Origin of the sequence: Sulfitobacter sp. 1A13421, assembly GCF_043557285.1 — a bacterium.
GTDB lineage: Bacteria > Pseudomonadota > Alphaproteobacteria > Rhodobacterales > Rhodobacteraceae > Sulfitobacter > Sulfitobacter faviae.
Genome location: NZ_JBIFFQ010000001.1, coordinates 408,057 through 433,755, shown reverse-complemented (window position 1 = coordinate 433,755; position 25,699 = coordinate 408,057). Strand labels below are relative to the sequence as shown.

At 62.5% G+C, this 25,699-nt stretch carries 24 protein-coding genes; 12 read left to right on the top strand and 12 right to left on the bottom strand.

Translation table 11 applies throughout. The features are described from left to right. Positions 1-81: 81 nt before the first annotated feature. From ACGYLI_RS02130 to ACGYLI_RS02115, 4 genes are all read right to left on the bottom strand, one after another. A complete protein-coding gene (locus ACGYLI_RS02130; protein ID WP_394416730.1) occupies positions 82-759 on the bottom strand; it encodes an OmpA family protein in 678 nt (225 codons plus the stop codon). Between the two features lie 4 nt (positions 760-763). Next, positions 764-2,191: a type II and III secretion system protein family protein gene (locus ACGYLI_RS02125; RefSeq protein ID WP_067267251.1), complete on the bottom strand. Its 1,428-nt coding sequence runs from the start codon at positions 2,189-2,191 to the stop codon at positions 764-766. Positions 2,192-2,395: 204 nt separating this feature from the next. Continuing rightward, positions 2,396-3,256, bottom strand: a complete 861-nt coding sequence (gene cpaB / locus ACGYLI_RS02120) for a Flp pilus assembly protein CpaB (protein WP_067267253.1) — start codon at positions 3,254-3,256, stop codon at positions 2,396-2,398. A gap of 434 nt (positions 3,257-3,690) precedes the next feature. Then, complete coding sequence (locus ACGYLI_RS02115; protein ID WP_394416728.1) at positions 3,691-3,891, bottom strand: Flp family type IVb pilin; 201 nt, start codon at positions 3,889-3,891, stop codon at positions 3,691-3,693. 359 nt (positions 3,892-4,250) lie between these two features. On the opposite strand from ACGYLI_RS02115, the gene ACGYLI_RS02110 reads away from it, so the two are divergent. Further along, positions 4,251-5,066, top strand: a complete 816-nt coding sequence (locus ACGYLI_RS02110; protein ID WP_394416726.1) for a lytic transglycosylase domain-containing protein — start codon at positions 4,251-4,253, stop codon at positions 5,064-5,066. Between the two features lie 43 nt (positions 5,067-5,109). On the opposite strand, the gene ACGYLI_RS02105 is transcribed toward ACGYLI_RS02110, so the two are convergent. The 6 genes from ACGYLI_RS02105 to tldD form a co-directional block, all read right to left on the bottom strand. Next, on the bottom strand, positions 5,110-5,733 hold the full coding sequence (locus ACGYLI_RS02105; protein WP_394416724.1) for a CoA transferase subunit B: 624 nt from the start codon (positions 5,731-5,733) through the stop codon (positions 5,110-5,112). Beyond that, positions 5,733-6,437 (bottom strand): CoA transferase subunit A, encoded by a 705-nt coding sequence (locus tag ACGYLI_RS02100; protein WP_394416722.1) that lies wholly within the window; start codon positions 6,435-6,437, stop codon positions 5,733-5,735. Before ACGYLI_RS02100 ends, ACGYLI_RS02105 begins: the two co-directional genes overlap by 1 nt. A gap of 95 nt (positions 6,438-6,532) precedes the next feature. After that, on the bottom strand, positions 6,533-7,120 hold the full coding sequence (locus ACGYLI_RS02095) for a L,D-transpeptidase (protein WP_394416720.1): 588 nt from the start codon (positions 7,118-7,120) through the stop codon (positions 6,533-6,535). A 151-nt stretch (positions 7,121-7,271) separates the two neighbouring features. Further along, the gene (gene topA, locus ACGYLI_RS02090; protein WP_394417129.1) at positions 7,272-9,941 is read right to left on the bottom strand and encodes a type I DNA topoisomerase; all 2,670 of its coding nucleotides are present in this window, start codon (positions 9,939-9,941) and stop codon (positions 7,272-7,274) included. Between the two features lie 243 nt (positions 9,942-10,184). Then, positions 10,185-11,339 (bottom strand): DNA-processing protein DprA, encoded by a 1,155-nt coding sequence (dprA, locus tag ACGYLI_RS02085; RefSeq protein ID WP_394416718.1) that lies wholly within the window; start codon positions 11,337-11,339, stop codon positions 10,185-10,187. A gap of 96 nt (positions 11,340-11,435) precedes the next feature. Continuing rightward, positions 11,436-12,857 carry a metalloprotease TldD gene (gene tldD, locus ACGYLI_RS02080; protein ID WP_394416716.1) on the bottom strand — a complete coding sequence of 474 codons (1,422 nt, stop codon included), beginning with the start codon at positions 12,855-12,857 and terminating at the stop codon, positions 11,436-11,438. A gap of 179 nt (positions 12,858-13,036) precedes the next feature. Between tldD and coxB the strand changes: the two genes are divergently transcribed. From coxB to ACGYLI_RS02030, 10 genes are all read left to right on the top strand, one after another. Next, positions 13,037-13,954 carry a cytochrome c oxidase subunit II gene (gene coxB, locus ACGYLI_RS02075; protein WP_276153844.1) on the top strand — a complete coding sequence of 306 codons (918 nt, stop codon included), beginning with the start codon at positions 13,037-13,039 and terminating at the stop codon, positions 13,952-13,954. A 60-nt stretch (positions 13,955-14,014) separates the two neighbouring features. Beyond that, positions 14,015-14,950 (top strand): heme o synthase, encoded by a 936-nt coding sequence (cyoE, locus tag ACGYLI_RS02070; protein WP_209219111.1) that lies wholly within the window; start codon positions 14,015-14,017, stop codon positions 14,948-14,950. After that, the gene (locus tag ACGYLI_RS02065) at positions 14,950-15,117 is read left to right on the top strand and encodes a cytochrome C oxidase assembly protein (protein ID WP_271688021.1); all 168 of its coding nucleotides are present in this window, start codon (positions 14,950-14,952) and stop codon (positions 15,115-15,117) included. Before cyoE ends, ACGYLI_RS02065 begins: the two co-directional genes overlap by 1 nt. After that, entirely contained in the window at positions 15,117-15,692 is a 576-nt protein-coding gene (locus ACGYLI_RS02060; protein WP_394416713.1) for a cytochrome c oxidase assembly protein, read from the top strand. Before ACGYLI_RS02065 ends, ACGYLI_RS02060 begins: the two co-directional genes overlap by 1 nt. A gap of 35 nt (positions 15,693-15,727) precedes the next feature. Then, complete coding sequence (locus ACGYLI_RS02055; protein ID WP_394416711.1) at positions 15,728-16,534, top strand: cytochrome c oxidase subunit 3; 807 nt, start codon at positions 15,728-15,730, stop codon at positions 16,532-16,534. A gap of 95 nt (positions 16,535-16,629) precedes the next feature. Beyond that, entirely contained in the window at positions 16,630-17,316 is a 687-nt protein-coding gene (locus ACGYLI_RS02050) for an SURF1 family protein (RefSeq protein WP_394416709.1), read from the top strand. A 4-nt stretch (positions 17,317-17,320) separates the two neighbouring features. Continuing rightward, entirely contained in the window at positions 17,321-18,709 is a 1,389-nt protein-coding gene (thrC, locus tag ACGYLI_RS02045; protein ID WP_394416707.1) for a threonine synthase, read from the top strand. Then, on the top strand, positions 18,706-19,968 hold the full coding sequence (locus tag ACGYLI_RS02040; RefSeq protein ID WP_271693184.1) for a pitrilysin family protein: 1,263 nt from the start codon (positions 18,706-18,708) through the stop codon (positions 19,966-19,968). The genes thrC and ACGYLI_RS02040 overlap by 4 nt, the downstream gene beginning before the upstream one ends. Then, positions 19,965-20,549: a GNAT family N-acetyltransferase gene (locus ACGYLI_RS02035; RefSeq protein ID WP_067267819.1), complete on the top strand. Its 585-nt coding sequence runs from the start codon at positions 19,965-19,967 to the stop codon at positions 20,547-20,549. The genes ACGYLI_RS02040 and ACGYLI_RS02035 overlap by 4 nt, the downstream gene beginning before the upstream one ends. Before the next feature lie 135 nt (positions 20,550-20,684). Continuing rightward, the gene (locus tag ACGYLI_RS02030; RefSeq protein WP_394416705.1) at positions 20,685-22,100 is read left to right on the top strand and encodes an FAD-binding oxidoreductase; all 1,416 of its coding nucleotides are present in this window, start codon (positions 20,685-20,687) and stop codon (positions 22,098-22,100) included. On the opposite strand, the gene ACGYLI_RS02025 is transcribed toward ACGYLI_RS02030, so the two are convergent. Next, positions 22,097-22,627: an adenine phosphoribosyltransferase gene (locus tag ACGYLI_RS02025; protein WP_271693186.1), complete on the bottom strand. Its 531-nt coding sequence runs from the start codon at positions 22,625-22,627 to the stop codon at positions 22,097-22,099. The two genes, ACGYLI_RS02030 and ACGYLI_RS02025, sit on opposite strands and share 4 nt — an antisense overlap. A 167-nt stretch (positions 22,628-22,794) precedes the next feature. Next, positions 22,795-23,667: an S-methyl-5'-thioadenosine phosphorylase gene (locus ACGYLI_RS02020; RefSeq protein WP_394416703.1), complete on the bottom strand. Its 873-nt coding sequence runs from the start codon at positions 23,665-23,667 to the stop codon at positions 22,795-22,797. 266 nt (positions 23,668-23,933) lie between these two features. On the opposite strand from ACGYLI_RS02020, the gene ACGYLI_RS02015 reads away from it, so the two are divergent. Next, positions 23,934-25,565, top strand: coding sequence for a SulP family inorganic anion transporter (locus ACGYLI_RS02015; RefSeq protein ID WP_394416701.1), 1,632 nt, complete (start codon positions 23,934-23,936; stop codon positions 25,563-25,565). Positions 25,566-25,699: the final 134 nt, after the last annotated feature.

The following is a 25,699-nucleotide window of genomic DNA, read 5'->3' as shown; positions in this document are numbered from 1 at the left end:
GGACATGGCTTTTCAGAGACGAAAACCCCCGCGGCCCGAAGGCGCGGGGGGATATTTTATATGCGAAAGAAGGGCTTACCCTTACTCCCCGCCGCCGCCACCTGCTTCGGTGGCACCGGAGCTTAGCTGAGAGGCGGGCACGGCGCTGGCTACATATTCGCGGTAGATGATCTGCGCATATTTGCCGTCCAGCAGCATCGGGTGGCCGTGGACGAAGCCGCTGACCTCGGTCACCGTGCGCCGGTTGCGGCGCTCGCGGCCCTGGGTCACGATCAGCGGCTGCGTTTCGCCAAAGGAAACAACGGCTTCCAAACGGCTGGGGCTGATTCCCAAGGTCGAGAGATAGCGCACCACGGCCTGCGCCCGGCGCAGCCCCAAGGCGCGGTTATAGGCCTGCGAGCCGACCAGATCGGTGTGACCATAGACGCGGAAGCGAATCTCGGGGAATTGGCGAATCCAGCTGGCTTGCTGGCGCAGAATGGCTTTCGCATTCGCGTCCAGACGGGCCGAGTTGAAGGCGAAGGTGACGGTCGAGCGGACTTCGTTCGAGAAACGGTTCGCCAGATCAAAGGTCACACGCTTTTCGCCGGTCATGACTTGGCGGTTGTGCAGCGTGGCATTGCCGAATTGGCCCGTGTCGACGATCGACCCCGCCTCGCGGTAGAACTGCGTATAGACCGGATCGTTGCTGGGCGCGCAGGCGGCGAGCCCGGCAAGGGCCGCGGTGCCCGCGATCAACGTGATATGTCTGCGTGTCATCGGATCAATCCAGTACATAACCGTAGGAACCGCGGAAGTCCTGCTTGGCCACTTCGCCCGCAGCGCCCCGGCTGGGGGTGCGGGTGCCATCCGCCGTGCGCCCGTGCAGGAACAGGTCTTTCTCAGAGGGCGGCTTGATGCGGTCCGTGGGCAGAGCCAGCGCTTCGCCTCGGGTCGGGGTGACCAGATGGGCGGTGACGATGATGACCAACTCGGTCTGGCTGCGCTGGTAATCCGCCGAACGGAACAGCGCGCCCAGCACTGGCACATCGCCAATCCACGGCAGTTGCCGCGTGCTGTCGGTGAAGTCGTCGGTCAAAAGGCCCGCGATGGCAAAGCTTTCGCCGTCACGCATCTCGACCGTGGTCGAGGTTTCGCGCCGGGTGAAGGCGGATATCTCGATGCCGTTGCCCAATGAAATGCTGTTGCTTGCGTCGATGGCCGAAACGGCGGCGTTCATCTCAAGGTTGATGATATCCTTGTCCACGACGCGCGGGATAAAGGCGAGTTCTACGCCGAAGGGTTTGAACTCCACCGATACCGTATCACTGGTTTGGGCGACTGGGATCGGGTACTCGCCCCCGGCGAGGAACTTAGCCTCTTGCCCCGAAAGCGCCACGAGGTTCGGCTCTGCCAAGAACCGGACGACGCCTTTTTCTTCCAATGCTTCCAACAGGATGCCCACCTGGGTAGAGCCTGCGTTGAAACCGAAAAGCACCGCGCCCGCGTTCTGGTTTGCCGACGGGATCGACCCACCAAGCGAGGTCGCGACCCCGCCTGACGTATTGGTGCTGCCGGTGCCCGCGCTGAAATCGGAGCCGCCGTTGATTGCCAGCGAAGAGCCGAGCGATTTCGACACGTTGCGCTGCATCTCGGCAAAACGGACCTTCATCATGACCTGCTGGATGCCGCCCACGCTCATCAGGTTGCTGACCCGTTCGGGAGCGTAGCGTTCGGCCAGATCGAGCGCGCGTTGCAGCCGCTGTGTGGAAGAGACAATGCCCGACAGCACGATACCGTCATTGGCGGTGCGCACTTCGATCTTCTCACCCGGCAGGATTTGACGCAGCCGTTCTTTGAATTCAGAGACATCCGCCGCGACGCGGACATCGACATTGGTGATCAGCTGTCCCGCCGCGTCGAGCAGCGTGAGCGTGGTCAGCCCCGGCGATTTGCCCAACACATAGATCGTGCGGTCAGACAGAGAGGAAATATCCGCGATGCCGGGGTTGGCGATGCTGAGTTCCGCGAAGGGAATGTCGCTTTCCACCACCACGGCGCGGTTCATCGGGACGTCGAGGCTGGAATTAGTGCCGCGTTTGACAACGCGCAGCGTATCGGCGCCAGCTGAACTGGGCAGGGTCAATGCCATCGGCATTGCGCCCAGTGTCAGCCCCAGCAGGGCCGCTTTCAGAAATCTATCGATTTTCATGTGACCTGCCTTTTTGATCACGCCTCGGGATGGGTCTTTTCGCCCTCGTTTGGCAACACTCTGCGGCAATTCCAAATTTATTGCAAGAATCAAGCTCTTCGCGGGCGCTGTGCATGTGGGCTATGCGCAACATAGCTGCAAAAATGAAAGACGCCGCATGGGAGTGCGGCGCCTTCATTAACTTAGCAAGAGGTTGTTTTCAGGTCAGTTTGTGCAGGGGATCGGCAGTTCGACCACCTCGGCCCCACGGCGGGTGCGGATCGTGCAAACCTTCTCTTTGGTAACTTCGGCGATGGTCTCTTGTGCCTCGATTCCCAGAAGCGAGCGTTGGTCGACTTCGATGGCTTCGGCCACGGTGTCGTCATTCGTGCCGACGAGAGCGAGGGAGAGTTTGCCGGTCGATTGCGCCTGGGCAAGGGCGGCCACCTGTTGCGGCTTCACGGCCACCGTCACTGTCTTGGCGATCGAGGCTTCTTCCATCACCAGCGCATCGGCGCTCTGGTCGATGGCGATCAGTTGTACGCCAGACTCGATCAGTTTGGTCACATCGCCGTTGCTGGATTGGTTGCCCACGTTCACGCGGCCCGTCCAATAGACGTCAACCCGGTCCCCGGGGCGCAGGAAGCCCGAAACGCCGCTAGAGACGTCGACTTTGATGGTAAAGGCACGCGTGCCGCGGGCCAAACGGGAGGTGAGACCGGAATCTTCGCCCGGCTCGGTCACCTTTACGGCCATGATCGCTTCATCTTTCTCGATGTTGCGCAGCACGATGCGTTGTTCTTTGGTGTTCTCCGGGAAAAGGGCGATTTCTTCGACGAAACTGCCCTCGGGAATGGCATTCTCTGGCCATTTCACCGCACGAACGTCCTCGCGGGTGAGGGGCTGCCCGTATTTCAAGGGCTTGTCGGCCACCCAAACGGTCTTCGTTGGCACGACCTGCGCCAGCGCGGCTTGGGCCTGCGCGTTGGCGGCTTGATACTGTGAAATCCGGTCTTTCGCCAGATAAACGGCCCCGCCGGCAAGTGCGACACCTACCAAAAGAACCAATCCGAATACGGCTCGCATTAGTTTTACCTCATGCTGGGTTGGGCGGGTTAATTGCTGCCCGCCAGAGAAGTGGTGTTCGTTCGAAGCTAAAAGGTTAGGCCGCAGCGTCTTTATGGGCCTTTGCAGTGCAAAGTTAGCTTGCTATGGTCTTGGAGCTTACCCACCAACTGGGTGACTGCTGATACGTTCGCCTGTGTGTTCACCCACACTTGCCGATCCATTGTGGATGGAAACAACAACAGTTCCCGTAAGCCCGACGATTAACGCAGTCAAAACGACCCAATCTACGGTAATGGCACCTTTTTCCGACCGGCAGAACGTTTTTAACGTATTGACCAAGTTCACCTCCGTGAGTTTCACGCCAAATTTTGATAATGTCTAGGCGGGGCCATTCGTGGTTGACAAACGGCCCCGCTACACAACTGTTTTAATGTGAGGGTGCGGCTACAAGGTTACGGGGTTGTGCTATTAGTGCTATTAGTGCTATGGCTTCGCAGATCTGTCGCAATGCCTTCGCTAAGGCCATCTACCCCGTCCGAAATTGAACCGTAGGCCACAGCCGCCAAGCCAACGATCGCAGCCGTCAGAACGACCCAGTCAACTGTCACGGCACCGTCTTCGTCTTTGCGGAAGTTTTTGATAAAGTTCATCATGTCATGTCCCTCCAAGGATCAGTGAGTAAAAGGTATTAACCTCGCCGTCCGGTGTGCCTCGTTCTCTCATTTGAGGCTGTCCGACTTGGTATGACCCTATATAGCCGTCAGATTGGGGCGCGAATTTGGCAGCAAACGTGCCTTTTCCAGACTGTCCGCGTTTTTCTTGCGGAAACATGTTAACCCTCTGTTTAATGGCGTTTTAATTCCCGTATTGGGCCTTCCGTCTGCGCTTCCCCACCGTCGAACACCGCAATTGCGGCGAAATTGCCATGATCCCCGCCTCAAACGCTGGCCCGATTCCACGATTCGTGTGATATTGCCGCGCAAAGGCGCGTCAGACGCAAGGTAGAGCAGGCATGTATCGCATATTGGCATTCTCGCTGGTCACGGCCCTCATGGCCCCTGCCGCTATGGCAGAAGGGCCGAAACCGTTCCCTGAGTTCTCGGCCAAACGGGTCGGCCCGCCCAAGAAGGGGGCCAAACGCATCACCGTGCAAATCGATTCGGCGGCCCGCGCCGCGGTAGCGGCGGAGGTGGACACAGGCCCCGCGGTCGCCGCGACCCCGAGCGGCGCGATCGCGCCTTTGAACGCCGGGCAGTTCGATTGGTTCTGGGATAAAATCTCTCCCGCGGCTGAGCGGAGCGGGGCAGGGCGATTGGCCCCCGCGATGGCGGCGCTTTCGGGCGGCAAAGTGCCCGCACCGCGCCTGCAACATATGCAAGATATCGCGCGCAGCAATGGGGTGGACATCTTGCGCGCCACCGTGGGCACCAAGGTCTCTCCGGCGCTCGTGTTGGCGGTGATCAGCGTGGAATCAGCAGGCCGGGCCGATGCGGTGAGCCGGGCGGGGGCGGCTGGCCTGATGCAACTGATGCCCGATACCGCCGCCCGTTTTGGCGTGCGCGACAGTATGGTCGCGGCCGAGAATATCTCAGGCGGGGTCAAATACCTCGACTGGCTGATGGGGGAGTTCGACCGCGATCCGATTCTCGTGCTGGCGGGCTATAACGCGGGGGAGGGGTCGGTGCGGAAACATGCGGGCGTGCCGCCTTTTGCTGAGACGCGCGACTATGTGCCCAAGGTGCTGGCGGCGTTTCAAGTGGCGCAGGGGCTTTGCCTGACACCGCCAGAGCTGATCAGCGATGGCTGTGTTTTTGCCGCGATGAACTGATCGCGACGGGCATGCCCCCGGCGGATGCCGCCGGGAGCCATAGTTAAACGATGGTCGCTTGGGTCGCCGCGCGCAGCTCATCCTCGGTCACGCCATCGGCGCATTCGACGATTTTCAACCCGCCTTCGACCACATCCAGCACACCGAGGTTGGTGATGATCCGGTCGACCACACCCTTGCCGGTCAGCGGCAGGGTGCATTCTTTCAAGACCTTCGATTCACCGGCTTTGTTCTGGTGGTCCATCACAACGATCACTTTGCGCACACCGGCGACAAGGTCCATCGCGCCGCCCATGCCCTTGACCAGCTTGCCGGGGATCATCCAGTTTGCCAGATCGCCGTTCTCGGCCACTTCCATCGCGCCGAGGATCGCCGCTGCGATCTTGCCGCCGCGGATCATGCCAAAAGACATGGCGCTGTCGAAATAGGCGGTGCGGCTCAGCTCGGTAATGGTCTGCTTGCCGGCGTTGATGAGGTCGGGGTCTTCCTCGCCCTCATAAGGGAAGGGGCCCATGCCCAACATGCCGTTTTCCGACTGAAGGGTGATGTCCTTGTCGCCGACATAGTTCGCCACCAGCGTCGGAATACCGATGCCGAGGTTCACATACATGCCGTCTTCGAGTTCCTCTGCGGCCCGCGCCGCCATCTGATCTCTATCCCAGGGCATTAGGCTTCCTCCCGCTTTCGTGTCGTGACCTTTTCGATGCGTTTCTCGTGCTCGCCTTGGATGATGCGATGCACGTAGATGCCCGGCAGGTGAATGTAGTCGGGGTCAAGGCTGCCGCGGGGGACGATCTCTTCGACCTCGACGATGCAGACCTTGCCGCACATGGCCGCGGGCGGGTTGAAGTTGCGCGCGGTCTTGCGGAAGACGAGGTTGCCGGTGTCGTCGGCTTTCCATGCCTTCACGATCGACAGATCGGCAAAGATGCCTTCTTCGAGGATGTAATCCTCACCGTGGAACTGCTTCACTTCCTTGCCCTCGGCGATCTGGGTGCCGACGCCGGTCTTGGTGTAGAAGCCGGGAATGCCCGCACCGCCAGCGCGCATGCGCTCGGCCAAGGTGCCCTGGGGGTTGAATTCCAATTCCAGTTCGCCCGACAGATACTGGCGCATGAATTCGGCATTCTCCCCCACATAGGAGGAGATCATCTTTTTCACCTGCCGCGATTGCAGCAGAATGCCGATGCCGAAGTCATCGACGCCCGCATTGTTCGACGCAAAGGTGAGGTCTTTGGCCCCGTTTTCCTTGATCGCCTGCAACAGCAATTCCGGAATGCCGCAAAGGCCAAAGCCCCCGGCGGCGATCAGCATGCCATCCGACAGAACGCCTTCCAGCGCTTCGGCGGCGGATCCATAGATTTTGTTCACGGGCGACCTCCCTACAGTTTCGCTGCGCCATATGTGACCCTGCGTCGGGGCAGTGTCAATTACGTGGTGCTACGCAGGAAAGGCCGCCCGGAAGGTCAGATGATGCGCACCTGCGTGCCCACGGGGCAGAGGCCGAAAAGTTCTTCGATCTTCTCGTTATAAAGCCCGATGCAACCGTCCGAGGACCGCCGCCCGATCTTGCGCGTGTCATGGGTGCCGTGGATGATATAGGCAGGCCAGCTAAGATACATCGCGTGGGTGCCGAGCGGATTGTCTGGGCCCGGTGGCATGTATTTGTAATGCGGGAAACGCTCCATCATCGAGGCGGTGGGCGTCCAATCGGGGCCGACTTTCTTGCGCACGATTTCGGTATAGCCGCGTTTGGTCAGCTCTTCGGTGGCGGGCACGGAGGTGGGGTAGACCTTATAGGTCTGACCGTCCGCGCTCCAGTAATGCAGCGCTCGGCTGGTGGTGTCGGCCACGATCGCGCCTTTGCCAAGGCTGTCGAAATGGTCCCGCCAACGCTGGGTGGCAAAGCTCGACGTGTTGCGCGACACCGGAGGTTCGGCGGAATATTCGCGGGGCGCTTGGCCGGGTTCCTGCGCGCGCAGGATCTGCGGCGTCATCAGCGCCGCGCCGCTTGCGGCGATAAGCCCGCGCCGGGTGAATTTCATGCCTGACATTGATCTGCCTTTCATAGTGGTCTTGCCGCCGCCCCTGATCCGAAAATCGAAGGCGAATGGCAAATCACATATTCATGATGCTGGATATAAAGGCAGGCCACAGGCGGAACCGCGCCGATCCCCCGGCGCGGTTGCTGTGCCTAGGCGCGGCTTACGCGCCGTCGGCTTTTTTCGCGGTTGTTTTCTTGGCCGCAGGTTTCTTGGTCGCCGTCTTTGCCGGGGCCTTTTTGGTGGACGTCTTTTTCGCCGCGGGCTTTTTGGCTGCCGTCTTCTTGGCCGGTGCCTTCTTTGTCGCCGCTTTGCGTTTGGCGGGGGATTTGGCAAGCTTCTCTTCGATCAACTCCACCGCGCGCTCCATGGTCAGGTCTGCCGGTTCGATCTCCTTGGGGATCGTGGCGTTGACCTTTTCCCATTTCACATAAGGTCCGTATTTGCCTTCCATGACGTTGACCGCGCCGCCCATATCCGGGTGCTCGCCCATCTCACGGATCGGTTTCGCGGCCTTGCCCCGGCCACCGCGGCTGGCGACTTTCTCGGCCAACAACTGCGCCGCGCGGTTCATGCCGACGGTCCAAACCTCATCGATACCTTCGAGATTGGCATTGGTGCCGCCCCGATGCGAGGTGCTTTCGGCGTGCTTGATGTAAGGCCCATAGCGCCCGATGTTGGCCCAGACCATGACGCCATCCTCGGGGTGGGGGCCGATCTCACGCGGGAGCGACAGGAGCATCACGCCCTGTTCCAGCGTCAGATCCTCGGGCACCCAATCCTTGGGGATCGACTGGCGCGGGGGTTTCTTGTTCTCTTCCGTCACCGGGCCGCGCTGGACGTAAGGCCCGAAGCGACCCTTGAAAACGCGAATTTCGTCGCCCTGATCCTCACCCAGCAGCTTGCCGTCGGGCGGAATGGCGGAGGCTTCGGCCTCCGGGTCTGGTGGGCCGAAGGGGCGGGTATAGCGGCATTCGGGGTAGTTCGAACAGCCGATGAAGGCACCGCCCGAGCGCGCGGTGCGCATCGACAGGCGGCCAATCTCGCAATTGGGGCAAAGCCGCGGGTCGCTGCCGTCTTCGGTGGGCGGGAAGAGATGCGGCTCCAGCACCTCGTTGATCTTTTCCAGCACCTCGGTGATGCGCAGCTCGGATGTCTCGGCAATGGCGGCCGAGAAATCGCGCCAGAAGAGGCGCAGCACTTCTTTATAGGCGGCATCCCCGGCGCTGACCTTGTCGAGTTGATCCTCCAGATCGGCGGTGAAGTCATAGCCGATGTAGCGGCGGAAATAATTCTCAAGAAAGGCGGTCACCAGACGGCCCTTGTCCTCGGGGATCAGGCGGTTGCCATCCTTGCGAACATATTCGCGGTCCTGAATCGTGGTGACGATGCTGGCATAGGTCGAGGGGCGGCCGATGCCGAGCTCTTCCATCTTCTTGACCAGCGTCGCCTCGGTGTAGCGCGGCGGGGGCTGGGTGAAATGTTGCTCGGGCGTGACGCTGCGCTTGTCCATCGCGTCGCCTTGGCTGATCTGGGGCAGGCGTTTGTCGTCCTCGTCGACGACATCGTCGCGGCCTTCTTCGTAGACCCGCAGGAAACCGTCGAATAGCACGACCTGACCATTGGCGCGCAACCCGACCTGCGCGTCGTCGCTGCCGATCTCGACGGTGGTGCGCTCCAGCCGGGCGCTTTCCATCTGGCAGGCGAGGGTGCGTTTCCAGATCAGGTCATAGAGTTTCGCCTGATCGGCGTCGAGCTTCAGCGCCTTGGCGTCCTTGGTCATATCCGTCGGGCGGATACATTCGTGGGCTTCCTGCGCGTTCTTGGCCTTATTCTTGTAAATGCGCGGCTCTTTCGGCACGTAATCGGCGCCAAACCGATCCTTGATCGCGTCGCGCGCCATCGAGACGGCCTCGGGCGCCATGTCGATACCGTCGGTCCGCATGTAGGTGATGTGCCCGGCCTCATAGAGGCGCTGCGCGGTCGACATGGTCTGGCGCGCACCCATGGAGAATTTGCGGCTCGCCTCCTGCTGCAGGGTCGATGTCATGAAGGGGGCCGAGGGGTTGCGGCTGGCCGGTTTCGCCTCGACATTCATCACCTTCAACGCGCGGCTGGTGATCGCCTGCACCGCCATTTCGGCCTGCGTGGCGTCTGCGAGATCGAACCGCTCCAGCTTCTTGCCGGCGAGCGAGACGAGACGGGCTTCGAACTCCTGACCGCGCGGGGTGGCGAGCAGCGCCTTTACCGACCAATACTCACGGGCGCGAAACGCCTCGATCTCCATCTCGCGCTCGACGATGAGGCGCAGGGTGACGGATTGCACGCGGCCCGCAGACTTGGCGCCCGGCAGCTTGCGCCAGAGCACGGGGGAGAGGTTGAACCCCACCAGATAGTCCAGCGCGCGGCGGGCGAGGTAGGCCTCAACCAGCGGCATGTCGACCTGACGCGGGTTCTGCATCGCCTCGGTCACCGCCTTCTGGGTGATCTGGTTAAAGACCACGCGGCTGACGGGCGTGTCTTTCTTGATCGATTTGCGCTTGGTCAGCGCCTCTTGCAGGTGCCAGCTGATCGCCTCACCTTCGCGGTCGGGGTCAGTCGCGAGGATCAATGCGTTGTCTTGGGCCAGCGCATCGGCGATGGCCTTGACGTGTTTCTTGCTGTCGCTGGCGACCTCCCATTTCATGTCGAAATCGGCGTCGGTATCTACCGAGCCATCTTTCGGCGGCAGGTCACGGACGTGACCGTAAGAGGCGAGAACGGTGTAATCGTCGCCCAGATATTTGTTGATCGTTTTGGCCTTGGCTGGGGATTCGACGACGACGACGGGCATAAATACAGGCACCTTAGATCAAAAACGGGGGCGGCTTTGCGCTGTCTCATGTGGGATTGCAGGGGTGTTTGTCAATGCAGCTGCTGCGTAACACGGGTTTGCGGCGCAGCGGTTTCGCAGGCCGGATGTGCCGTTTCGGCGGCATCGACCCTCGGCATTCGAGGCTTGCTCGGCCCGACCAAGTGCCGCGCGGTTGGTCCCCGGTTTCGCGGCGCTTTGACCGGGCCGCGCTCCTTCGCGGCGTCAGGCAGAGCGGCTGAGCAGCCCGCCGGGTTGGCGTTGAATTTCCCCCTCCATCTCAAGATCGAGGAGCGCGGGGGCGACATCGCTGCTGGGCACTTGCAAGTCGCGGATCAATTGATCCTCCGCAACCGGCGCATGGCCGAGACGAGAGAGGATCTGTGCATGGAGCTTAGCGACAGGGCTTTGGTTTCGCGGCGGCGTTTCCGGGCGCGGGGCCGCGGGGGGCTTGCTGCGGGGTGGCGGGGGCTGAGTTTTCTCATCCGGCAAAACCTCCAACACATCCGCGGCAGAGCGCACCAGCACCGCGCCGTCGCGGATTAGCATGTTGCAGCCTGCCGCGCGGGCGTCCATCGGATGGCCGGGGACCGCAAGCACGTCGCGGCCCTGATCCAACGCATCTCGGGCGGTGATCAAACTGCCTGAGCGGGCCGCCGCCTCAACCACCACCGTTGCACGGCTCAGGCCCGAGATGATGCGATTGCGGCGGGGGAAATGCCGGGCCATCGGTTGTAGCCCCATCGGTTGCTCTGACAGCCGCAGCCCCTGCGCGGCAATTTGACGGGCCAGCGCAGTGTTCTCATTAGGGTATATAATGTCGACCCCGCCCGCCTGCACGGCGATGGTGCCGCGGGGCAATGCGGCCTCATGCGCCGCCGCGTCGATCCCCCGGGCTAGGCCGGAGACGACGACAAAGCCAGCTTCCCCCAATTCGGCGGCGAGGCTGCGGGCCATGCGCAGCCCAAGCGAAGAGGCGTTTCGCGCGCCCACGAGGGAGATCATCGGTCGGCCCAACAATGCCGGGTCGCCGATCAGCCATAGGAAGGGCGGCGCATCGGGAAGGTCGCTGAGCAGGCGCGGGTAGGGCGCCTCTCCCTCAACCAGTAGCCGCGCCCCGGCGCGGCGGGCGGCGTTGAGTTCCGCCTGAACCACCCCTTCGGGGCAGATGCGGTAGTCTGATATCCCGGCGGCACGCGCGACTTCCGGCAGCGCCTTCAGCGCCTCTTGGGCAGAGCCATGTTCATCCAGCAGGCGCCGATAGGTCGAAATACCCACGCGGCGAGAGCGCAACAGACGAAGCCGGGCAAACTGTTCATCTTCCTGGGTGGGTGGGAGTGGGGGGTGAGTGGAAGAAGGATGTAGGTCCTTGTCAGTCATCCCGAAACTCCGTCCGTTGCAGAATCAGGTATAGGATTTAGTGCTTAACAACCTATGAACATTTCCCCGCGTATTTAATTCAACCCCAGCGTGCTGTCAGGTCGCAGCGCCGCCGACGGTCAGCCCGCCGATCATCAAAGTGGGCTGTCCGACACCCACCGGCACCCACTGCCCCTGCTTGCCGCAGTTGCCCATGCCGGGGTCGAGCGTCGGGTCATTGCCGATGGCGCGGATCTTTTGCAAGGCCGTAGCCCCATCGCCGATCAAGGTCGCTCCTTTGACCGGCGCGCCGATCTTGCCGTTCTGCACGCGGTAGGCCTCGGTGCAGGAGAAGACGAATTTACCATTGGTGATATCGACCTGCCCGCCGCCGAAGCCCACGGCATAGATCCCGTCCTTGAGATCAGCCACGATATCGCCCGGTGCCGCCTCGCCGCCCAGCATATAGGTGTTGGTCATGCGCGGCATCGGGATATGCGCATAGGATTGCCGCCTCCCGTTGCCCGTTGAGGCGCTGCCCATCAGCCGCCCATTCTGACGGTCCTGCATATAGCCGACCAGCTTACCATCTTCGATCAGCACATTGCGCGCCGAGGGGGTGCCCTCGTCATCGACAGAGATCGAGCCGCGCCGGTCGGGGATCGTGCCGTCATCCAGCACGGTCACGCCCTTGGCTGCGATCTGTTGGCCCATCAGCCCGGCGAAGGCGCTGGAGCCCTTGCGGTTGAAATCGCCCTCAAGCCCGTGGCCGATGGCTTCGTGCAGCAGGATGCCCGGCCAGCCGGGGCCAAGCACCACGTCCATCACGCCCGCCGGGGCAGGGACGGCTTTGAGGTTCACGCAAGCGATGCGCAGGGCTTCGCGGACCTTCGCCTGCCAATCTTCGGGGGCCAGCATGCCGTCCAGCCCGATCCGCCCGCCGCCGCCGACACCGCCGCTTTCGCGGCGGCCATCCTGCTCGACGATGACCGAGACATTGACCCGCGTCATGGGGCGCACGTCGCGCACCGAATGCCCTTCGGGGCGAAGAATCTCGACCTCCTGAATGCTTGCGGCAATCGTGGCGCTCACCTGAACCACACGGGAATCGAGGCTTCGAGCATAGGCGTCGATCTCGCGCAGGGTATCGACCTTCACCGGGAAGGCGTGGCCCGCGATCGGGTCTTCGTCCGTATAGAGACGCGTGTTGCTGGCCTGAGGCGCATCCGCCCAAGTGCCGCCGCCATCGCCCACCGCCAGCCGCGCCGTTTCCGCCGCGCGGCGCAGGGCGGCCTCGCTCAGCTCGGTCGAATGGGCGTAGCCTGCCACCTCACCGCGCACGGCGCGCAGGCCAAAGCCCTCGGCGGCATCATAGCTGGCGGTTTTGAGGCGTCCGTCGTCGAAAACCAGCGCCTCAGAGCGGCGCCGTTCGAGGAATAATTCGCCGTCATCGGCACCGGCCACGGCCTCGCGCAGCACGCTCAGAGCGGTTTCTCGGTCCAGATCGGCCTCGAAGGGGGTGAAATGCGCGCGGCTCATCGGGGGTATCCTTGCTTGCTGTCACAAAACTGTCTCGCGCGGCTCTATGACGCAAGCATGTGACTTTATCTTGTAGGCAGAATATGATTGTAAGCACCCAGGATTACAACGGCACCGGATCGCAGCCGCGGTTTGGGGTGCTTATCGGCTTCTTAATGGTCACAAGATCAGGACGACATATGAAACATCTACTCCCCCTTTCCGGTCTTTTGACCAGCCTTGCCGCCCTGCCTGCATTGGCACAGGACAGCCTGCGCATTGACGGGCTTGATGTCATCGGCAGACCTGTTGACGGCGAGACAGGCTTTCAACCCGCCGTTACCGAATTGGCGCGGGATATCCATGATTTGGATCACCTGATTCTGGTGATCATCGCCGCGATCACCGTCTTCGTGACCGGCCTGATCATCTGGGTCATGATCCGCTACAACAAAAAGCGGAACCCGAACCCCTCGTCCTTTACCCACCACACCCCGATCGAAATCGCCTGGACGATCGGGCCGATTCTCATCCTTGTGCTGATCGGTGCCTATTCGCTGCCGATCCTGTTCCGTCAGCAGGAAATCCCCGAAGCGGACATCACGATCAAGGCCATCGGCAACCAGTGGTACTGGACCTATGAATACGTCGACGAAGAGATCGCCTTTGACAGCTACATGATCGGCGCTCCGGCCACGCTGGGCGATGGCGATGAGGACGTGACACCCTTCGTGCTGAATGACGCGATGGTCGCCAAGCTCGAAGACGAAGGCTACAGCCGCGATGACTTCCTGCTGGCCACCGACACTTCGGTCGTCATCCCCGTCGGCAAGACCATCGTCGTGCAGGTCACCGCCAGCGACGTGATCCACTCTTGGACCATCCCCGCCTTCGGCGTGAAACAGGATGGCGTGCCGGGTCGTCTGGCCGAATTGTGGTTCACCGCCGAGCAGGAAGGCGTCTACTACGGCCAGTGTTCCGAGCTTTGCGGTCAGGCGCACGCCTATATGCCGATCACCGTCAAAGTGGTTTCGGAAGAGGCCTATGCGGAATGGCTTGGCAACGCCAAGGCGGAATATGCCGGCATCGAACAGCCGCTGACCGTCGCCTCTAAGTAAGCCAGTGCCACGGGGCAGGGCGCAGGCCCGTGCCCCGTGTTTACCCTTGGAAGGTTCGGGATGACTGACATCACCAATACGCCAACAAGTGAATACGACGCGCAGCTGGGGGATTACTTCGCCCTGCTGAAGCCGCGCGTCATGTCGTTGGTCGTCTTCACGGCCTTCGTGGGGCTGTTGGCCGCGCCGGTTTCGGTCAATCCCGTCATCGGCTTTTGCGCGATCCTGTTCATCGCCATCGGCGGCGGTGCCTCGGGCGCGCTGAACATGTGGTGGGACGCCGATATCGACGCGGTGATGCGCCGCACGCGCGGGCGTCCGATCCCCTCGGGCCGGGTCCAACCCGGAGAGGCGCTGACGCTTGGCGTGGCGCTCTCGGGCCTGTCGGTGATGATGCTGGCGCTGGCGACCAACCTGCTGGCGGGCGGGATGTTGCTCTTTACCATCCTATTCTACGCCGTCTTCTACACCATGTGGCTCAAGCGTCTGACGCCGCAGAACATCGTCATCGGCGGTGCCGCGGGGGCCTTCCCGCCGGTGATCGGCTGGGTCGCGGCCACGGGCAGCTTCTCGGTTGAGGCATGGCTGATGTTCGCTCTGATCTTCATGTGGACACCGCCGCATTTCTGGGCGCTGGCGCTCTTCATGCGCTCGGATTACGACGACGCGAAGGTGCCGATGCTGACCGTGACCCATGGCCGCCCGGCCACGCGGCTGCATATCCTCGTCTACACCGTCCTTCTGGCCGCTCTGGCCATTGGCACGGCCTTCACGGCCATCGGCGGCATCTTCTATTTCGCCGTGGCGCTGGTGCTGAACGCCGCCTTCCTGCTGGGGGCCTACCGTATCTGGAAGCGGGATGAGGTGATGGCCGAGGGTGACGACTATGCCGAAGAGCGCAAGTTCTTCCGCCTGTCGCTGGCCTATCTCTTTTTGCACTTCGGCGCGATCTTGGGCGAAGCGGCTCTGCGCACCTTTGGCTTGGGGGGCTGGTAATGGGCATCCGACCAGAGCATGAGCTTCACAATCGCCGCCGCGGCCGCAACATCGGCGTGGGCCTGATGCTGGGTGCCTTCGTGGTGCTGATTATGGCGTTGACCTACGTCAAGATCACCCAGACCGATTTCGAACTCCCCCCGGAGCAACGTGAGGTGACACAGTAATGGCGCTTTCCGGTCCTCAGAAAACAGTGATGCAAACCGTCGGCGTGGTGGTGCTTATGGGCGGCCTCGCTTGGGCGTCGGTACCGTTTTACGACTGGTTCTGCCGCGTCACCGGCTTTGGCGGCACGCCGGGGCAGGTCTCTGCCGCCAGCGCCGACGTGCTGGATAAGACGGTCAAGGTCCGTTTCGACGGCTCCCTGAACGACGGTATGCCGTGGGAATTCAAGCCCGTGGTCCGCGAAATGGAGATCCGCATCGGCGAGACCGGGTTGGCCTTCTACGAGGCGTACAACCCGACCGACAAACCGGTAGCGGGGCAGGCGAGCTATAACGTCACCCCGTATACCGCCGGGGCCTTCTTCGAGAAGATCGACTGCTTTTGCTTTACCGAACAGGTGCTGGCCCCAGGCGAGCGCGTGCAGATGCCGGTAAGCTTTTTCGTCGACCCGGAAATGGTCGAAGACCGTGATGGGAAGTTTGTACATACCATCACTCTGTCCTATACATTCTACGAAATTGACCTGCCCGAGGGCTATGCCGCCCTTGATCAGGACAGCGTCACAACAACCAATTAACGACCTGATTGAACAAAGGTGAGGGACCCGCAACCATGGCCCATGCAAAAAACCACGACTACCATATTCTCCCCCCCTCGACCTGGCCGCTGCTGGGGTCGGTAGGCGGATTTGTCATGCTGGCGGGCGCTGTCCTGTGGATGCACGGGATGACGCCCTTCGTCTTCTTGGGCGGTCTGGTCGCCACCCTCTATGTCATGTTCGGCTGGTGGGCCGAAGTCGTCTCGGAAAGCGAAGTGGGCGATCACACCGGCGTGGTGCGGATCGGCTTGCGCTATGGCTTCATCCTCTTCATCATGTCCGAAGTGATGTTCTTCGTCGCGTGGTTCTGGTCCTTCTTCAAACAGGCCCTTTACCCGATGTACGAATATGTCGGCACGGAATACGTCCAGCCCGAGATTCACGCGGTCGACGCTTTCCACCTGCCGCTGATCAACACGCTGGTCCTGCTGCTGTCGGGCTGCGCCGTGACATGGGCGCACCACGCGCTGGCGCATGAGAACAACCGCAAAGACCTGATCTCGGGCCTGACCATCGCGGTGATCCTCGGCGTGCTCTTCACAGCGCTGCAGGCTTACGAATACTACGAACTGCTGGTCCATGACGATTGGACATTCGGCGGCGACATGTATTTCTCCAGCTTCTTCATGGCGACCGGCTTCCACGGTTTCCATGTGATTATCGGCACGATCTTCCTCTTCGTCTGCCTGCTGCGCGCCATGCGTGGCCACTTTACCCCCGAACGCCATGTCGGCTTCGAGGCGGCGGCGTGGTACTGGCACTTCGTTGACGTGGTCTGGCTGTTCCTCTTCTTCGCCGTCTACATGTGGGGCCAGCCCTGACCATAGGGCGGGGTTGCATCCGCGCCCCACACCCGTAAAACCCAAACGCGCGAAGCCCTCTTCGCGCGTTTGTCGTTTCAGCCAGAGAGATTCGAATGCGGCGCAGCCTGTTCTTCATCATCGTCGGCCTTGGCGGGGCAGCCATCCTCGTCGCACTCGGGGTCTGGCAGGTGCAGCGGCTGGCATGGAAAGAGGCGATCATCGCCGACATCAACAACCGCATCGCCGCCACGCCCGTCGCCTTGCCCGCCGATCCTGACCCGGAAGCCGACGCCTATCTGCCCGTCACCGTCAGCGGAGAGATCGGGGGGCAGGCGCTGCATGTACTGGTCAGCCAAAAGCAGAAAGGGGCGGGCTACCGCGTCATCGCGCCTATGGCGCTGGAAGGCGGGCGGCGCGTGCTCATCGACCTCGGCTTTACCGCCACATCGAACAAAGACGCCATCGCCCCCGCAGGCACCGCCACTCTGACCGGCAACCTGCAATGGCCTCAGGAGGTCGACAGTTTCACACCGGAGGCCGACACGGATCGCAACATCTGGTTCGCCCGCGATGTTGAGGTCATGGCCGAAACCCTCGACACCGAACCGCTTTTGATCGTCATGCGCGAAGGCGCCGGGCCGGACCCAAAGATCACCCCGCTGCCCGTCGATACCGCCCGCATCCCCAACGATCACTTGCAATATGCGATCACCTGGTTTTCCCTCGCCGCCATCTGGCTGGCGATGACCGTCCTTTTCCTGCGCCGCCGCCGCGCCCCTGCAACGCCGAAAGTCGACTGACCCTATGCGCTATATCTCTACCCGTGGCTCCGCCCCTGTTCTGTCCTTCGAAGAGGCAATGCTGACCGGCCTTGCCCGTGACGGCGGCCTCTACGTCCCCGAAACGATCCCGACGCTGAGCGCGGAACAGATCGCGGCCATGCAGGGCCAAAGCTACGAAGAGGTGGCCTTCACCGTTATGCGCCCCTTTATCGGTGACACTTTTACGGATGAAGAATTCCGCGCCATCATCGCCCGCGCCTATGAGGGTTTCGGCCATGCCGCCCGTGCGCCCATGGTGCAACTCGCCCCGAACCACTTCCTGCTTGAGCTGTTCCACGGGCCGACACTGGCGTTCAAAGATTTCGCCATGCAGCTCATCGGCCAGATGTTCCAGGCCGCCTTGGGCCGCAAGGGCGAGCGGGTGACCATCGTGGGCGCCACCTCGGGTGACACCGGCTCCGCCGCGATCGAAGCCTTCAAAGGGCTCGACAATGTCGATGTCTTCATCCTCTACCCTCATGGCCGCGTGTCTGACGTGCAGCGCCGCCAGATGACCACGCCCGCGGAATCCAACGTGCACGCGTTGGCCATCGACGGTGATTTCGACGATTGCCAAGCGCGCCTTAAGGACATGTTCAACGATTTCGACTTCCGCGATTCCGTGCGGCTGGCGGGCGTAAACTCGATCAACTGGGGCCGGGTGCTGGCGCAGGTGGTCTATTACTTCACCGCCGCTACGAGCCTTGGCGCGCCCCTGCGTGAGATCAGCTTCACCGTGCCCACCGGCAATTTCGGCGACATTTTCGCAGGCTATATCGCCAAGCGCATGGGCCTGCCCATCGCCGATCTGGTCGTTGCCACGAACCAGAACGACATCCTGCACCGCTGCCTCTCGGGTCAAGGCTATCACAAGGGGAGCGTGACCCCCTCAATCAGCCCCTCGATGGACATTCAGGTCTCCTCGAACTTCGAACGCGCCCTCTTTGATGCCTATGATCGCGATGCCGGTGCCGTGGCGCAGTTGATGGACGAGTTGGGGCAGGGCGGTTTCGACGTCTCCCAAGGGGCGATGCAAGCGCTGCAAGACATCTACCGCTCGGGCCGCGTCTCCGAAGAGGAAACCACCGCCACCATCGCTGACCGTCGCCGGACCACGGGTGAGCTGCTTTGCCCGCACTCCGCTGTCGGCGTGAAAGTCGCGGATGATCTGCGCGATCCGGCCACGCCGATGGTCACCCTCGCCACCGCCCATCCGGCAAAATTCCCCGACGCGGTGGAAGCCGCAACCGGCATTCGCCCTGCCTTGCCGCCCCGCATGGCGGACCTTTTCGACCGGGAAGAACGTTTCACCCGGCTGCCTAACGACCTCGACGCGCTCAAAGCGCATATCAAAGGAAACCTCTCCGCGTGAGCCTTCAACAGACTACATTGCCCAACGGCTTTCGCATCGTTACCGAACATATGGAGGGGCTTGCCTCCTCCGCCATCGGCGTCTGGGTCAACGCAGGCGCGCGCCACGAGACCCCGCAGCAAAACGGCATCGCGCATTTCCTCGAACATATGGCGTTCAAAGGCACGGCGACCCGTTCTTCGCTGCAAATCGCCGAGGCGATTGAGGATGTGGGCGGCTATATCAACGCCTATACCTCGCGCGAAGTCACCGCCTATTATGCCCGCGTGCTGGAAAACGATGTGGCGCTCGGCCTCGACGTGATCGCCGACATCCTGCGCAACCCGGTGCTGGACCCTTCGGAAGTCGAAGTCGAACGCGGCGTGATCCTGCAAGAGATCGGCCAAGCGCTCGACACGCCCGACGATGTGATTTTCGACTGGCTACAAGAGCAGGCCTACCCGGATCAGCCCATCGGTCGCACGATCCTTGGGCCGAGCGAGCGGGTCTCGGCCTTCTCGCGCGACGACCTGCAACGTTTCATCGCCGATCACTACGGGCCCGAGCAGATGATCCTTTCGGCTGCCGGTGCGGTGGACCACGACAAAATCGTCAAACTCGCCGAAAGCCTCTTTGGCGACATGCCCGCCAAGACACTCTACCAGATCGACAGCGCCCGTTTCGGCGGCGGCGAATATCGACAGGTCAAACAGCTGGAACAGGCCCATTTCGCGCTTGGCTTTGAAAGCCCCGGGTACCGCTCCGACGACATCTACATCGCGCAAATCTACGCCTCCGCCTTGGGCGGTGGCATGTCGTCGCGCCTGTTCCAAGAAATCCGCGAGAACCGCGGCCTCTGCTACACGATCTTCGCCCAAGCAGGCGCCTATGCCGACACCGGCATGACCACGATCTACGCTGGCACCAGCGCCGAGCAGCTTCCCGAACTGGCCAATATCACCATCGACGAGATGAAGCGCGCCGCCTCCGACATGTCGCCCGCCGAAGTCGCCCGCGCCCGGGCGCAGATGAAAGCCGGGCTACTCATGGGGCTGGAAAGCCCCTCCAACCGTGCCGAACGTCTGGCGCGGCTCATCCAGATTTGGGACCGCGTGCCGCCGCTGGAAGAAACCGTCGCCCAGATCGACGCGGTGACCACCGGCGACGTGCGTGATTTCGCCGAACGCATGGCCACGCAAGCCCCTGCGGCCCTCGCGCTCTACGGTCCGGTCGATGCCGCCCCGACGCTGGACGACCTTCACAACAGACGCGCCGCCTGATGCTGGGGCGACGCAAACTGCGGATTGAAACGGAACGGCTGACCCTGCGCCCGCCGATCCATGCCGATTTCCGCGCCTGGGCGGCCCTGCGCCGCGCCAGCAACGACTACCTGCGCCCGTGGGAGCCGACATGGGCCGAGGATCATTTGACCCGCAAGGCTTTTACAAACCGTGTCTACTGGGCGCAGCGCTCGGTCTCCTCGGGCAACGCCATGCCGCTCTTCCTGATCCGGCGCAGCGATCAAAACCTTGTCGGTGCGATCACCCTCGACAACATCCGTCGCGGGCCGGCCCAATCCGGCACCTTGGGCTATTGGACGGGTGAGCCCTTCGCCCGCCAAGGCTACATGCGCGAGGCGATCGAAGCGACGGTGCATCAGGCCTTCACCCGGCTCGACCTGTCGCGCATCGAGGCCGCCTGCCTGCCAGAAAACCAAGCCTCCCGCGGCCTGCTCGAAAAGGCGGGCTTCAAATACGAGGGCGTCGCGCAGAGCTATCTGCAAATCGATGGCCGCTGGCGGACCCATGTGCTCTACGCCTCCCTGCGCAAAGACCGGCGCGGTCGCACGGACGTAGGCTAAGCCTCAAGGCGAAACGCCTCGCTGACAACATAAGCATCGCCGGGGCATGATCGCCCCGCCTCACGCCCCGCATTCTCCCCGCCGGTCCGGCGCTTTGCCCTTGCATCCGCGCGCCCCGCGCAGGATCAAAGGCCCATGACACTGAACCCCGCCGACACCGCCTTCATCGACACCCTGCGCGCGCAACTGCCAGACGATGTGCTGCGCGACCCAGAGCAGCGCTACCTCGAAGAACCCCGCGGCCGCTACGCGGGGCTGGGCGGCGTCTTGGCCCTGCCGCGCAGCACCGAAGAGGTGGCCACTCTGATCCGCGCTGCCCATGCCGCCCGCGTGCCGATCGTGCCCTATGGCGGCGGCACCGGCCTTGTCGGCGGCCAGGTCAGCAGCGATGGCCCGGCACCTCTGATCCTCTCCCTCGAACGCATGAACCGCATCCGGGCTGTCCTGCCCAAAGAGAATGTGCTGGTCGCCGAAGCAGGCACGATCCTCGCCGATGTCCAAACCGCCGCCGAAGAGGCAAACCGCCTCTTCCCCCTGTCCCTCGCCGCCGAAGGGACCGCGCGCATCGGTGGCACGCTTTCGACCAACGCAGGCGGCACCGGCGTGCTGCGCTACGGCAATGCCCGCGACCTCTGCCTCGGCCTCGAAGCCGTCCTGCCTGACGGCCAAATCTGGCACGGGCTGACCCGCCTGCGCAAAAACAACACCGGCTACGATCTGCGCAACCTGCTGATCGGCGCCGAAGGCACCCTCGGCGTGATCACCGCCGCGGCCCTCAAGCTCTACGCGCGCCCCGCCCGCAGCGGCACCGCACTCATGGTGGTCGAGAGCCCCGCCGCCGCATTGGCGCTCCTCTCTCTCGCGCGCGATCACTTGGGCGAAATGATCAGCGCTTTCGAATTGATGCACCGAAGAGGTTTCGATTTCCTGAACGAAACCCTGCCCAACATCCGCCAACCCTTCGCCGAAACCCCGCAATGGTGCGTCCTGATCGACATCGGCACCCCCGGAGAGATCGATACCGACGACGCCCTAGAGGCCCTATTCGCTGCAGCCCTCGACGCCGGCCTCGTCTCCGACGGCCTCATCGCCCAGAACGCCCAACAGGCCCAAGACTTCTGGACCATCCGCGAAACCATCCCCGAGGCCAACCGCCTGATCGGCTCGGTCTCCAGCCACGACATCTCAGTGCCCCTCGGCGCGATCCCCGAGTTCATCACCCGCGCCACCGATGCGCTCTCGGCCCTCGGCGACTTTCGCATCAACTGTTTCGGCCATGTCGGGGACGGCAACCTGCACTACAACGTCTTCCCCGCAAAGGGCAAAAGCCGCGCCGATTACGAAGACAAGCGCGACGCCGTGAAACGCCTGGTGCACGACCTTGTCCACGACCTTGGCGGCTCGTTCAGCGCGGAACATGGCGTGGGCCGCATCAAGGTCGACGACCTCGAACGCTACGGCGACCCCGCCAAACTCACCGCCATGCGCGCCATCAAAACGGCGCTCGACCCTCAAGGCATCATGAACCCCGGCGCCGTCCTAAGGGCTTAAAGCCCGTCGAAAGCGCAGAGCGCATGCACCTCTTTGCCAAGCGCTTCCAACCGCTTGCGCCCGCCCAACTCGGGCAGATCAATGATAAAGGCGCAGGAAACGATCTCGCCGCCCAAACGCTCAATCAGTTTGATCCCGGCCTCCGCCGTGCCGCCGGTGGCCAAAAGATCATCCACAACCAGAACCTTCTCGCCCGGTTTGATCGCATCATCATGCAGCTCGACAATGGCCTCGCCATATTCAAGCTGATATTCCTGACTGATCACCGTGCCGGGCAGCTTGCCCTTCTTGCGGATCGGCACGAAACCCACGCTCAGCTGATGCGCAATCGCCCCGCCAAGAATAAAGCCCCGCGCCTCCAGCCCCACGACCTTATCAATCGCAATCCCCGCATAGGGGTGCAGCATCTGGTCGATCGCCATGCGAAACCCCCGCGGATCGGCAAAAAGCGTTGTCACGTCACGAAACATGATCCCCTCATGGGGGAAATCTACGATCGTGCGAATATAGTCCTGAACCTGTTTCATGCCGCCCTTCCGCGTGTTTGACCGGACCCGTCTTAGCGCAACGCGCCGCCCGGGCGAACCCCCCATCTGCGCCCGCCGCACAACATCCAGGAAGGGGCGCCAACCCCCTCCCTTCATCCTTTCTTAAATACCTTCCGCACTCAGCCAAGCAAAGCCGCCGCCTGCGGTCAAAGCATCCGCCCCGCCACCGCATCCAGCTTGGACAGCAATTCCGGATCCCGCGCATCCGGCTGGGTCAGGATCGCAAATTCCAGGGCCCGGTCACAGCCATGCGGGCAGGGCGCGCGCTCGGCCCCCAGAAGCGCGGGCAGGCGCGAGACCATGGCGCGGCCCTTGTCGGCGTTGCCCATCAGCGTGGCGATGATTTGCGTCACATCCACCTCGCCGTGGTCCGGGTGCCAGCTGTCGTAATCGGTGATCATCGCGACACTGGCATAGCAAAGCTCCGCCTCGCGGGCGAGTTTCGCCTCGGGCATATTGGTCATGCCGATCACATCCGCCCCCCAGCTGTCGCGGTACATCTTGGATTCCGCAAGCGTTGAGAACTGCGGCCCCTCCATCGCCAGATAGGTGCCGCCCCGGTGCACGTTGATGCCCGCGTCTCGTGCTGCGGTCTCGCAGGCGTCCCCTAAGCGCGGACAGGTCGGATGGGCGACCGAGACATGGGCCACGCAGCCGGGGCCGAAGAAGCTCTTTTCGCGCGCCATGGTGCGGTCGATGAATTGGTCGACGATCACGAAGTCGCCCGGGGCCATCTCCTCGCGGAACGACCCGCAGGCCGAGACGCTGATCACATCCGTGCAGCCGAGCCGTTTCAGCGCGTCGATATTCGCGCGGTAGGGGACGGAGGTCGGCGTATGCACATGCCCGCGGCCATGGCGCGGCAGAAAGACCATGGCGACCCCATCCAGCGTGCCAGTCAGCACTTGATCCGAGGGCGCGCCCCATGGGGTCTCCACGGTGACCCAATCGGCATCCTGAAGCCCGTCGATGTCGTAAATGCCGGAGCCGCCGATCACGGCGATTTTCGTATCTGTCATGAGGGGTAAGCCTGTGCCTTGGATGGTTGCGGGTAAGGGTCAAAGAACCTCATAGAATGCCACGGGGATCAAGTGTTTTTGCCGAGAGGCAAGACACGACTGCGCCAGGGGAGGGGGTGAAAGTGTTTCTGCGTTGCAGCAACTTCCGTGGCCCCATTGCCAAGGCGCTTTTCTTTGCGGCGAAATTCCTCTAGGTGCAGCCAAAAGCGCCCCGCATCCGCGGTCAGGACGCTATACCCGTTTTCCGAAAGTCAAAGGACGCCCCCATGCGCGCCACGCTGCACAATTTCGCCAAGAACCTCGATGTGACCGATCTGCGTTGGATGCCGGATGACGGTTTCTCCATCGGGCGGCTGCGGATCGAACTGCTGTCAGGGCTGACCGTGGCGCTGGCGCTGGTGCCCGAGGCGGTGGCCTTTGCCTTCGTCGCCGGGGTGCACCCGCTGGTCGGGCTCTATGCCGCCTTTCTCGTGGGCCTCATCACCGCGCTGATCGGTGGTCGGCCCGGGATGATCTCTGGCGCGACCGGGGCGCTCGCCGTGGTCATGGTGGCGCTGGTGGCGCAGCACGGAGTCGAATACCTCTTTGCCACCGTCGTGTTGATGGGGCTGTTGCAGATTTTCGCGGGCGTCATGCAATGGGGCAAGTTCATCCGGTTGGTGCCGCATCCGGTGATGCTGGGCTTCGTCAATGGCCTCGCCATCGTGATTTTCCTCGCCCAGATGAGTCAGTTCAAAGTGCCCGGCACCATGGTCGACACCGGTCATGGCGTGGGCGGTGGTGAATGGCTTTCGGGCCAGCCGCTCTACCTCATGCTGACGCTGGTGGCGGCGACCATGGCGATCATCTGGATCACCCCGCGCATCACCAAGGTCATCCCCGCGCCGCTTGCGGGCATCGGCGTGATTGCCGCCGTGGTGATCGGTTTCGGCCTCGACGTGCCGCGGGTGGGTGACTTGGCGTCGATCCAAGGTGGCTTGCCGAGCTTGCATATCCCCATGGTCCCGCTGACTTGGGAGACCTTTGAGATCATTCTGCCTTACGCCGTCATCCTCGCGGCCATCGGTCTGATCGAAAGCCTGCTGACCCTGAACCTCGTCGGGGATCTCACCGGCAAGCGCGGCGGCGCGAGCCAAGAATGTATCGCGCAAGGTGTGGCCAATACGGTCACCGGTTTCTTCGGCGGCATGGGCGGCTGTGCGATGATCGGCCAGTCGATGATCAACGTGAAATCCGGCGGGCGCACCCGTGTCGCCGGGATCGCGGCGGCGGTGTTCTTGTTGCTCTTCATCCTCGTCGGCTCCTCGGTGATCGAGCTTATTCCGCTGGCCGCTCTGGTGGGCGTGATGTTCATGGTGGTGATCGGCACCTTCGCGTGGAACTCCCTCACCATCCTGCGCAAAGTGCCGCTGATGGACGCTTTCGTCATCATTCTGGTGACCGTGGTGACCGTGATGGAAGACCTCGCCGTGGCGGTGGTCGTCGGCGTGATCGTCTCGGCGCTGGCCTATGCATGGAACAACGCCCGGCGCATCCACGCGACCACGCGGGAATCGGTGACCGAGAAGGGCGCCAAGGTCTATGAGATTCACGGGCCGCTGTTCTTCGGCTCTTCCGACGGCTTTGCCGAGCTTTTCGATGTGGAGAACGACCCCGAGGTGGTGATCGTCGATTTCGCCGACAGCCGGGTGGTGGATCAATCCGCGCTACAGGCGATCGAGGCGATGGCTGCGAAATACGAGGCCGCGGGCAAACGTCTGCAACTGCGCCACCTCAGCCGGGATTGTCACCGTCTGCTGAACAAGGCGGGGCATTTGATGGTCGATAGCGATGACGACCCCGATTACGAATTGGCGGTTGATTACGATGTGCGTACCGGGGTTCTGGGCGGGCATTGAATGGAAAACCCGGCGCCGAGAGGTGCCGGTTTTTTTGTTTCTGGTCGAGTTTGCCACCGGCCCGGAATCAAGCCGCAGGCGCCGGGCCATCGCCTGCCCGCCCGGACGGGTAGGCGATTAAGAGAGGCTGGGCG